This window comes from Arthrobacter sp. RAF14 (assembly GCF_052114185.1).
GTDB lineage: Bacteria > Actinomycetota > Actinomycetes > Actinomycetales > Micrococcaceae > Arthrobacter_E.
This window is the reverse complement of sequence record NZ_JBFREG010000010.1, coordinates 90,732-100,920: the sequence shown is the minus strand read 5'-3', so window position 1 is coordinate 100,920 and position 10,189 is coordinate 90,732. Positions and strand designations below refer to the sequence as shown.

General features: G+C 68.6%; 11 protein-coding genes. 2 read left to right on the top strand and 9 right to left on the bottom strand.

Translation table 11 applies throughout. From position 1 onward, the window contains the following. Window positions 1-189: 189 nt before the first annotated feature. Entirely contained in the window at window positions 190-960 is a 771-nt protein-coding gene (locus tag AB4Y75_RS16040; RefSeq protein WP_441436877.1) for a ParA family protein, read from the top strand. 136 nt (window positions 961-1,096) lie between these two features. Here AB4Y75_RS16040 and AB4Y75_RS16035 read toward each other — a convergent pair whose 3' ends face one another. From AB4Y75_RS16035 to gcvH, 5 genes are all read right to left on the bottom strand, one after another. Next, the gene (locus tag AB4Y75_RS16035) at window positions 1,097-1,687 is read right to left on the bottom strand and encodes a MerR family transcriptional regulator (protein ID WP_066215540.1); all 591 of its coding nucleotides are present in this window, start codon (window positions 1,685-1,687) and stop codon (window positions 1,097-1,099) included. A gap of 262 nt (window positions 1,688-1,949) precedes the next feature. After that, the gene (locus AB4Y75_RS16030; RefSeq protein ID WP_441436876.1) at window positions 1,950-2,504 is read right to left on the bottom strand and encodes a bifunctional nuclease family protein; all 555 of its coding nucleotides are present in this window, start codon (window positions 2,502-2,504) and stop codon (window positions 1,950-1,952) included. Next, on the bottom strand, window positions 2,504-3,232 hold the full coding sequence (gene ftsR / locus AB4Y75_RS16025; protein WP_441436875.1) for a transcriptional regulator FtsR: 729 nt from the start codon (window positions 3,230-3,232) through the stop codon (window positions 2,504-2,506). Before ftsR ends, AB4Y75_RS16030 begins: the two co-directional genes overlap by 1 nt. Window positions 3,233-3,245: 13 nt before the next feature. After that, window positions 3,246-3,725, bottom strand: coding sequence for an FHA domain-containing protein (locus AB4Y75_RS16020; RefSeq protein WP_441436874.1), 480 nt, complete (start codon window positions 3,723-3,725; stop codon window positions 3,246-3,248). A 121-nt stretch (window positions 3,726-3,846) separates the two neighbouring features. Then, entirely contained in the window at window positions 3,847-4,233 is a 387-nt protein-coding gene (gene gcvH / locus AB4Y75_RS16015) for a glycine cleavage system protein GcvH (RefSeq protein WP_441436873.1), read from the bottom strand. 108 nt (window positions 4,234-4,341) lie between these two features. Here gcvH and AB4Y75_RS16010 point away from each other — a divergent pair, with 108 nt between their 5' ends. Then, window positions 4,342-5,007, top strand: coding sequence for a hypothetical protein (locus tag AB4Y75_RS16010; protein ID WP_441436872.1), 666 nt, complete (start codon window positions 4,342-4,344; stop codon window positions 5,005-5,007). Between the two features lie 104 nt (window positions 5,008-5,111). On the opposite strand, the gene AB4Y75_RS16005 is transcribed toward AB4Y75_RS16010, so the two are convergent. The 4 genes from AB4Y75_RS16005 to AB4Y75_RS15990 all read right to left on the bottom strand — a co-directional run bounded on the left by AB4Y75_RS16005 (window position 5,112) and on the right by AB4Y75_RS15990 (window position 9,985). Next, the gene (locus AB4Y75_RS16005; protein WP_441436871.1) at window positions 5,112-6,338 is read right to left on the bottom strand and encodes an amidohydrolase family protein; all 1,227 of its coding nucleotides are present in this window, start codon (window positions 6,336-6,338) and stop codon (window positions 5,112-5,114) included. 120 nt (window positions 6,339-6,458) lie between these two features. Then, window positions 6,459-7,118 (bottom strand): GntR family transcriptional regulator, encoded by a 660-nt coding sequence (locus tag AB4Y75_RS16000; protein WP_441436870.1) that lies wholly within the window; start codon window positions 7,116-7,118, stop codon window positions 6,459-6,461. 58 nt (window positions 7,119-7,176) lie between these two features. After that, window positions 7,177-8,346, bottom strand: a complete 1,170-nt coding sequence (locus tag AB4Y75_RS15995) for a serine hydrolase domain-containing protein (protein ID WP_441436869.1) — start codon at window positions 8,344-8,346, stop codon at window positions 7,177-7,179. A gap of 7 nt (window positions 8,347-8,353) precedes the next feature. Then, a complete protein-coding gene (locus AB4Y75_RS15990) occupies window positions 8,354-9,985 on the bottom strand; it encodes an amidohydrolase (RefSeq protein WP_441436868.1) in 1,632 nt (543 codons plus the stop codon). Window positions 9,986-10,189 lie beyond the last annotated feature (204 nt).

Genomic DNA, 10,189 nt, shown 5'->3' with positions numbered 1-10,189 from the left:
AAGTGTGCACGGATGCCGCGCCGCGGGCCGGCCACGACACACGGGCCCGGCCCGGACGTCGCAATCCGACGGAGCCGGCCATGCCCGCCCCTATGATGGAAGGTGATGCCACCCGGTGAAGACGGTCCGCAAACCGCGGGGTCAGGCAGAGAACACCAGGTGTCGAGCTACAGGGGTGTGGATTCAGAAGTGCGAGTCGTAAGCGTCAGCAGTCTCAAGGGTGGAGTGGGCAAGACCTCTGTCACCACGGGATTGGCATCCGCTGCACTGGCCGCAGGTGTCCCCACCCTCGTGGTGGATCTCGATCCCCATGCCGATGCCTCCACCGCCCTGGGAACCAGCGCGGGTCGCGTGACGGACATCGGCAGGCTCCTGAAGACCGCGCGCCGCGCGCGCCTGGCGGACCACCTCACCCCGAGCTCCTGGGCCGGCGACGGCGGCACTCTGGACGTGGCGATCGGCTCCGCGTATTCGGGGATCTACGACCGTCCGGATCTGGGACGCCGTGACCTCCGACGCCTCCGGCAGCTGCTGGAACCCGTCACCGGTTACGATCTGGTGCTGATCGACTGCCCGCCGTCCCTCAACGGCCTCACCCGGATGGCCTGGAACGCGAGTGACGACGTCGTCCTGGTGGCCGAGCCCGGACTGTTCTCGGTGGCCGGCACGGAGCGCACCCTGCGCGCCATCGACATGTTCCGCCGGGAGTTCTCCCCCCGCCTCAATCCCGCCGGCATCGTGGCCAACCGCGTCCGCCTGGGATCGAGCGAACACATGTACCGTCTCGACGAGATGCGCTCGATGTTCGGCCCGCTGCTCCTGGAGCCCGTGGTGCCGGAACTGGCGAACTGGCAGCAGATCCAGGGCGCTGCGCATGCCGTGCACCAGTGGCCCGGCGACTCGGCGAAGGGAGTGTCCGCGGTCTACGATCAGCTCCTCGCCGCGATCCGCAAGGCCTGAACAAGACCTTCCGGCGCCGGAGGTCAGCCAACGACGACGAAGGCCGGTCCGTCTGAGACGGACCGGCCTTTCGCGTGCGTGATGGGTGTCAGCTGATCTTCTTCTGCGCTGACTCTCTTCTCAGCTGATCTTCTTCTCAGCTGATCTTCTTCTGGGCCCGGCGACGGCTGAGCTCGTCCTCCGGGAAGTCCTGCGAAAGGGCGTGTTCGCTCGGAAGCTCCGCCAGGGTGCCTTCCACTTCGCGCCAGACACGGCCCACGGCGATGCCGAACACTCCCTGGCCGCCCTGGACCAGGTCGATGACCTCATCCGCGGAGGTGCACTCGTAGACGCTCGCGCCGTCGCTCATGAGGGTGATCTGGGCGAGGTCCTCCACGCCGCGTTCGCGCAGGTGTTCCACGGCGGAACGGATCTGCTGCAGGGAGACGCCGGTGTCCAGGAGCCGCTTGACCACCTTGAGCACCAGGATGTCCCGGAAGCTGTAGAGACGCTGGGATCCGGAGCCTGCCGCGCCTCGCACGGTGGGCTCCACGAGACCGGTCCTGGCCCAGTAGTCCAGCTGACGGTAGGTGATGCCTGCCGCCTTGCAGGCGGTGGGGCCGCGGTAGCCGGCGTCCTCGTCCAGAAGCGGCAGGTCCTCGCTGAACAGCAGCCCCTGGGCGCCCGCAGCGGGGGCAATGGGTGCGCCTGCGTGCTGGCGCTTGCCCGCGTCGCCTTTCGGACTCACGTCTTCCTCCTCTTCAAGGGTTCCCTGGGGTGCGAAACGCCAGACCGGCGGCCCTGCTCACACGGGAAGTCACACCGCCCTGAGGCGGCCCCTGCTTCCAGTGTGAACGGCTCGATGCCGGGTGGCAATGGGAACCTGATACTTCGACGTTAGGGCCGCAAGGCCCCCAGGTCAAAGACGTTCGGCGCTTTTTCGTGCCGTGTCGAAACTTTAACGCTGAACTTGAAGCTTAAGGCCTGGCCGGGAGGGCCCGACGACGCTCTCAGGGTTCGAAATCCTCGGGTTCCACACCATTGAGGAATTCGCGGAACTGCCGGAGTTCCTGTTCCTGCTCGGCCGTGGCCGGCGCGGCTGCGGCGCCTTCCTCCGGCTCTTCGGCTCCGGGCCCGGAAACCGGCCGCGCCACCTCGGCATCCTCGTCCTGGATCTCGATGAGCACGCCGGCGTCGTCCATGACCTGCTCGGCGCACCAGATGCGGCAGTGGCTGCGGAGCGCCAGCGCCAACGCGTCGGAGGCCCGCGAGCTGACGCTCGTGCCGTCGTCGAACTGCAACTGGGCGTAGAAGACCGAATCCTCCACGCTCACGATGGTGACGGACACGAGAGAGCGGCCCAGCGCGTGGATGACATCCAGCATGAGGTCATGGGTGAGGGGACGAGGCGGAACCACTCCCTGCTGGGCCAGCGCGATGGCGCTCGCTTCGGGAGGGCCGATCCAGATGGGGACGTGCCGCTCGCCCTGGGTCTCCTTGAGGAGCACCAGAGGCTGGTTGCCCGGAAGTTCGATCCGGACCCCGACGACCTCGACCTCGATCATCACTTCTCCAATCGGGAGATCTGGCCCTGGATGACCGCCTGGTGAAGGTCCTGGAGAAGTCCGCTCAATTCACGGGCGGCGTCGGCCGTGCGGGCGCGCGAGCCCGAGTCCTTGCGGGAGGCCAGCGGCGCGACCGCACGCTCGATCAGGGCGAACTCGCGCTCCGCGGCCGCCAGCACGGGCCGCAGGTGCCGCGGCTCCAGTCCCTGGGCCTCCAGGCGGACACAGCTCGCCGTGACCTGGAGGGCGTATTCGTCGAACTGCCCGCCCTCGTGCTTGATGATGCCGTAGTCCAGAAGCTCCTTGACCAGACGCACGCCTGCGCCCGACTCGGCGCGCAGCTGGGACTCGCTCAGCAGGCGGGACCGTCCGCGCAGCGCCTCCGCAGGGTCCTCGGACACCAGCTTGGGCGAGAGTTTCATGCCGCCCGGCAGATTGTCCGGACGCTCTCCGCGGTCGATCGCGTCGAGGTAGTCGCGGATGACCTTGAGCGGCAGGTACTGATCACGCTGGAGCGCCAAGACGAAGCGCAGGCGCTCCACGTCCGCCTCACTGTACTGGCGGTAGCCCGCAGGGGTCCGCTGGGGCGTGATGAGCCCCTTCTCCTCCAGAAAACGGATTTTGGAGGCGGAAATACCGGGAAAGTCCTCGTTCAGCTGAGCGAGGACTTCTCCGATGTTCAGGACGACGGCGGCGCCTTGGCGCCGGCCGGACTGTGCAAGAGCCACGTTGCGGGGCGCCTCAGCCCTGGCTTGCCGGGCGTACCGGGCTCGGGTAGTAGTTCAGCCGGAACTTGCCGATCTGCACTTCCGCGCCACTCTTGAGCAGCACCCGGTCCACGCGGTCGTGGTTCACGTAGCTGCCGTTCAGGCTGCCGGTGTCCACCAGCTCGTAGCCCGCGGGCGTGCGCACGAACTCGGCGTGCTTGCGGGAGACGGTGACGTCATCCAGGAAGATCTCGGCGTCGGGGTGGCGTCCGACCGTGACGCGGTCCGTGTCCAGCAGGAAGCGGGCACCGGCGTTCGGGCCGTGGTGCGCGATCAGCAGGGCGGATCCGTTCGGCAGTGCGGCGATGGACGCGATGTCCTCCGGGCCGAGTTTCGGGTCGGCCGGCACCACGTCGGAAAGGACCGGAAGGTACACCGAGGTGGTGTCCGTGGACTCGCCCTCAAATGCGGCATCGTCTGCGGGTTCGACGGGGACCGATGGTTGTTCAGACATCGGGCGGCTCCTCACTCTTCTCGCCTCGGCGGGGTTCTTTCCCTGGTCCTCCGGTGCTGGACCCGGGAACGGGTCGTGCTGTCCGGGACGATTCGTCCCGGACAGCACGGGCAACTGCTTTCTAGCCTACCTGCTGACCGTACGCTTCGGCGCTGAGCAGGCCGGACAGTTCGTCCGCACCGGCGAGACGGACCTCGAAAAGCCAGCCGGCGCCATACGGATCGGAGTTGATGAGGGCCGGGTCGGAGTCGAGGGCCTCGTTGCGGGCCACGATCTCGCCCGTCACCGGGGCGTAGATGTCGCTGACGCTCTTGGTGGACTCCACTTCGCCGACGACGTCGTTGGCGGTCACGGACGTTCCGGCTTCGGGGACCTGCGCGTACACGACATCGCCGAGCGCGTCCTGGGCGAAATCGGTGATGCCCACTCGCACCACACCGTCCTGCTCCGTGCTCGCAACCCATTCGTGTTCGGCGGTGTAGGACAGCTCTGCGGGGATGTTGCTCATCGCCTGGCCTTTCGTCTGATCTGGTGGTCGCCTGGATCACGGCAACCGACGCTGAAAGTATAGGCACATTACAAGCCGGAGTGGCCTGCCACGTGCCATGATGATTCCATGAGTGAACAGAGCGGCTCCATCATGCCTCCGCCCACGTCAGGGCAGGGACAGGCACCCCAGTCCTCATCCGGGCGGAAATCCAGGACCCTCACCTGGATCATCCTCGGCGCCATCCTCCTGGCGGTGGCGGTGATCGCGTACTTCATCGCGGCCGCCGTCGTGCCGGTCGAATGGGCCAAGAACATCAACGGACAGGCAGGCCCGGGATCCGGCGGTGTCTTCCTCGGCCTGGGGTATGGCCTGATCCTGACCTTCGTCTCCCTGTGGATCGCCTGGCAGGCCACCCACAAGAAGATCACCTGGGCCTGGAAGGCGGTCATCCTGGTGATCGCCGTGGCCGTGTCCACCCCGAACCTCCTGACCGCCGGGATCGCGTGGGGCACGTCGAACGCGGCGCACAACGCGCAGCGCATCATCGGCACCGGGCCGACCTGGTTCCCGCTGTGGACCGGGATCGGCGCGATCATCGGCGCCGTGCTCTTCATCGTGGCTCTCGTGCTGTGGAAGCTCTGGCGGCGCCGGGGCAAGCAGGCCAAGCTCTACAAGGCGGTGGAGAAGCAGCGGCTGCTCGAGGAGAAGGAAGCGGCCCGTGCGGCCGCCCGCGCTCAGCAGGACCAGCAACGGCAGCAGGACAAACAGCTTCAGGCCGACGACGGCCTCTGACCGTGGCGAAGGCCCCCGGCACCTGAGGTGCCGGGGGCCTTTTCGCTGGGCTGTCGACGTCGGGCCGTCGTCGTCAGGCCGCGGCCATCCGCCATCCTGAGGGGTCAGTACCCGCTGCCGCCCTCCACGCGGTACTGATCGGCGACCACCCGGCCGCGATGCAGCACGGTGCGGTCCTGTCCACGGTCCATCACGGCGCTCGTGACCGTTTCGCCATCCACCAGGACCACATCGGCCCGGTCACCCACGGCCAGTCCTGGACGGTCGTCGACGCCCGCCACACGGGCCAGCGAGTGGTCCATGATGCTCGCGCCGCCCCTCGTGGCGACCGCCACCGCGTGCTCCACCAGACGATCGGCCCGGAACCCGCGGGTGAAGGCCAGCTGCCAGGTGCGGTCGAGCATGTCGCAATTGCCGTAGGGGCTCCAGTAGTCCCGCTGGCCGTCCTCCCCCAGCCCGACCCGTACGCCGGCGGCCGTCAGGTCCTGCAGGGGAAGCTGCCCCGGCGCGGCGGGCGCCACCGTCGTGAGGGAGATGTCCAGCTCCGCCATCCGCTCGATGAGGGACCGGCTCGCGGCCTCCGACGACCCGCCCAGCGTGTAGGCGTGTGACAGATTGACCTTGCCCTGCATGCCCAGGGCCTTCGTCCGCTCCATGATCAATTCAGTGCTGAAGATGGCCAGGTCCGTGGGCTCGTGAAGGTGCACGTCCACCTCCACCTGATACTTCTCCGCCAGACCGAAGACGACGTCAAGGTGCCGCACCGGGTCACGGTCCAGCTGGCAGGGATCGATCCCGCCCATGACGTCGGCGCCCTGCCGGAGCGCTTCCTCGAGCAGTTCGGGGGTGCCGTCCTCCAGGAGGATGCCCGCCTGCGGGAAGACCATGATCTGGACCTCCGCCTGGTCCGCGAACTTCTCCTTCGCGGCCACCACTGCTTGGTACTTCTCCAGGCCGGTGTCCACGTCCACCTGGGCGAAGGACCGGACACGGGTGGTCCCGCGGGCGATCATGCGCTCCAGCGTGCCCGCCACGCGCTCGGTCAGCGGGATCTCCGCGTTCCGCCAGTTCTCCCGGTCGTTGCTCATCATGCCCCACACCCCCGGCCGTCCGGTGTGCTCCCGGAACGGCAGGCCGATCCGCGTCGAGTCGAGGTGGACGTGGACGTCGCTGAACGCGGGCAGTAGGAGCCGCCCCCGACCGTCGACGACGCCCTGCCCGGTGTCCGTGGCCTCCTCCGGGTCGTGAGGCCGGACGGCGGCGATCAGCTCGCCGTCGAGCTGCACATCGGACGGGGCGCCGCCCCAGGGACGGACGTTACGGAGCAGCATCGAGCGCCTTTCGGAGGGGGTGGTGGGGTGGTTCCGGGGGGGGCTGACCGGTCACGGAGCACCGGGACCGCGTGGACCGCGTCAGAAGCCTCAGGTCAGAAGCCTCAGTCGTGGACAGCCTCAGGCGTGGGCGTCGGCGGAGGAAGCCTGCTTCGCGATGGCGTGGCTGCGGCTGCTGACCATGTGCTGACCGATCAGGACCTGGGTGCGGGCGACATCACGGTCCGCGATGGCCTCGTAGAGCGCCGCGTGCTCCTCGGCCACACGGATGAGGTCGTCGTGCTGGCCCATGAGCCAGCGGATCCTGCTGCTCAGGATCCCCTGGAGCTCGTTGAGCAGTTCATTCCCCGCCAGGGAGGTGACGATCTCATGGAAGTCGGCCCCGTAGCGGCGCGCCCGGACGGCGTCGCCGGACTCGGCGGCCCGGAACTCGAGGTCCAGCGCGTCCTTGAGCCGCGTGAGGCCTTCCCTGTTGTGCCGCTGAGCGGCCAGGGTGAAGGTCAGGGACTCGAAGGCGGCCTGCACCTCGTTGAGATCCACGACGTCGGACGCGGAGAACTCCCGGACCACGGCCCAGGTGCGGGGCCGCGGTGTCACGAGCCCTTCGGACACCAGCGTCCTCAGCGCCTCCCGGACCGGCAGACGACTGACGCCCAGTTCCTGGGCGAGGTCACGCTCCACGAGCTTACTGCCGGGCAGGCGCACGCCGTCCAGAATCTGGTCGCGGATCTGGCGGGTCACGCGGAGGGACTCCGGCTCGAAAATCTCCGTGTTGGACATTCCTCCATTATCACACCACCAACGTCCGTTTTTGGAATACCAAAGGGGGATGTCGTGGTCAGGAGGTCAGGTGACGGCTGATCGCGTCGAACATCGCCGCGGCAGCAGGCCCCTTCACGGGATCCACGGGCAGCGCGGAGCTGGAGAACTTCACGCCCACCACCCCTGAACCGGCGTTGATGTAGACCATCTGACCATGGATTCCCAGACAGAACGCCACATCCGGGCGGCCATCCAAGAACCAGAACTGGCTCCGGTACCGGCCGCCGGGCATGTGCTCGGCCTCAGGTCCGGCCGCGAAAGCCTCCGTGGAGTCGGGGCCGCCCGCGAAGATGTCGGCCACCCAATCCGCAGGGAGGACCCGGTCCCCGGTCAGCGCGACGCCGCCGTCGCGGATCATCGCACCGAAGCAGGCGAGATCGCGCAGTGTGGCGCAGATCCCGCCGTCGAACATGCCGGTGCCTTCCGCGTCCACCGTGATGAACGCGGGGTCCGCGGTGCCCAGTCGGCTCCACAGCAGTTCCCCGGCCAGCTCGGCGAACGGCTTGCCTCCGGCCGCCTCGCACACCCAGCCCAGCACGTCCGTCTCGCAGCTGCGGTACTCGAAGTACCCGCCGTGCTCGCGATGCTGTTCCAGCGTGGCGAGGAACTCCTTGAGAGTGGGGGAACCGCCGGGCCCCGGCGGGGCCCATCCGACGGCTTCGTCCAGCCCTCGCACCTCGGAGGCCGGATCCAGGTACTCCTCGGAGAACCGGATTCCGCTGCGCATGTCCAGGATGTCCCGGATGCGCGCCTCACCGTAGCCTGTGCCCTGCAGTTCGGGGATGCACTCCTCCACGGTGGACTCGACGTCCAGGAGGCCCTGCGCCACGAGCGCTCCGGTCACCGAGGACACGAGGGACTTGCTGACCGACATGAGCAGGTGCCGGGTGCGCGGCGTCATGGTCCCGGAATACTGCTCGGCGACCACCGTACTGCCATGCAGCACCAGCCAGGCATCCGTGTCCGTGGACTCCAGGACGTCCGCCACGGTGCTTTCGGCGCCGTCCGGCAGCACCACGGGAACCCGGGAGAGGTCCTGCGGCCGCTCCTTCAGGTCCGCGGGCGTCCCGGGTTCGATGGACCGCGCGGGAAACAGCGTGTCCATGTGCTGGAAGGACCAGCGGAGGTTGGCGGGGTCCTGCCAATCCGCCACGGTCACGGCCGAATCCCGGATACCGTCACTCATCATCGGTTCACTCCCCTGCCGTGTGGACGGTGCGGCCGGCGACGACCGTCCGGACCACGCTGGTCTTGAGCAGGGACTCGTCGCCCTCGGCGAACGGGTTCACGTCCACCACGACGAAGTCCGCGGCGTAGCCCTCGGCCAAGCGGCCGTGGGTCGCCCCGTCCCCCACCGACGCCGCGGCGTCCCGGGTGGCATGCCCCAGCGCACGGGCCAGAGGCAGCGCGAGTTCGGGCTGCACGGCGTCATAGGACGAATCCAGGGCCGACTTGCGCGTGGTGGCGACATACAGATTCGGCCAGGCCCCGTAGGGCGCGGTGGGGGCATCGGTAGAGAACGCGAGCAGCGCGCCGGCCTCCTCGTACTCCGGCCAGGCGAAACCGCGGTTCACGCGGTCATCGCCGAGCATGGCGTCCCAGTTCGCGCGGACGGCGGCATCCGTGTGGACGGGCTGCATGGAGGCGATCACTCCGAGCTCGGCCATGCGCCGGGCGGTGCCGGGAGCCGCGTATTCCAGGTGCTCGATGCGGTGGCGGCGCGGGCGCTCCCCATTGACCGTGATGGCGTGCTCGATCGCATCCAGGGCGATGCCGCTGGCGGCGTCCCCGATCGCATGCAGGGCGGCCTGGAGCCCGGCCGCGTCCGCCGCCGCGAGCGCCGGCTTGAGCCGTTCGAGCGGCCAGATGGGCTCGGCATTGGAGTGGTCCGCATATGGCTTGTTCATCGTCGCGGTGCACGCGTCGATCACCCCGTCGATGATGAACTTCACCCCCACCACCCGCAGGGAAGGGTCGGTCAGCCGCGCCGCGAGGTCGGCCGCACGCTGCACCTGAGCGATGTTCTGCGCGTCGTCCCCGGTGTTGTCGATGAACCAGTGCGCGGCGACACGCAACGGCAGGCTGCCCCCGTGGCGTTCGACGGCGCGTTCCAGGGTGGCGAGGGACACCTCGTCGAGAGCCATGTCCACCGCCCCCGTCACGCCCGTGCCGAGATAGGCCTCGAAGGTGCGGTCGATCGCGGCGTCGCGCTCCGCGTCACTCGTGACCGAGGCGAGGTGCGTCCAGACGAAGTGCTGGGCGGCCGTCTCGTACAGCATGCCCGTGGCCTCGCCCTGGGCGTCACGCTCGATCCGGCCCCCGATGGGGTCGGGCGTCTCCCGTGTGATCCCCAGTTCGGCGAGCGCCTCGGAGTTGACCCAGCAGGAGTGGTAGTCGTTGGCGTCCAGGTAGACGGGCACTTCCGCGACGGCGGCGTCGATCATGGCCGCGGTCGGTTCACCTCCCGGCACCGAGTCGAAGAGCCAGCCCCTCCCCAGGACCCGCTCCGCGCCCGGGTCCGTGTCCCGCGCGGCGCGCAGCCGTCGCTGGATCTCCTCGAGGCTGCGCGCGTCGGTGAGCTCCACCTTGCCCAGGGCTTCCCCGGTCATGAGGAGGTGCGTGTGGGCGTCCACGAAGCCGGGCACCACGAGCCGGCCGCCGAGATCCACGTGCTCCGCATCCTCAGGGGCGGCGGCGCGGGCGTCCTCCTCCGTGCCGACGGCCACGATCCGCGCGTCGTCGACGAGCAGGGCCTGTGCCCATTCCTCCCCTGCGTCACCGTTCGCGGTGAAGATCAGGGCGTTGCGGTAGAGCGTGTGTGCCACTCTCAGGCCTCCTGTGGTTCGGCGTGGGCGAGGGATTTCTTGGCCCTCAGCAATAAACGAATAGCATTCGTTTATGAGTATGACCCATGTCACGGCCGATGGGAAGTCGTCTCGGGCCGGGAGTGGTTCACCCTCCTCCGCGTCGGCTGGAACGCCGGCCCCGGCGAAGCCGCGTCGCGCTAGGCTGTGCAGAGCGCGACGGCG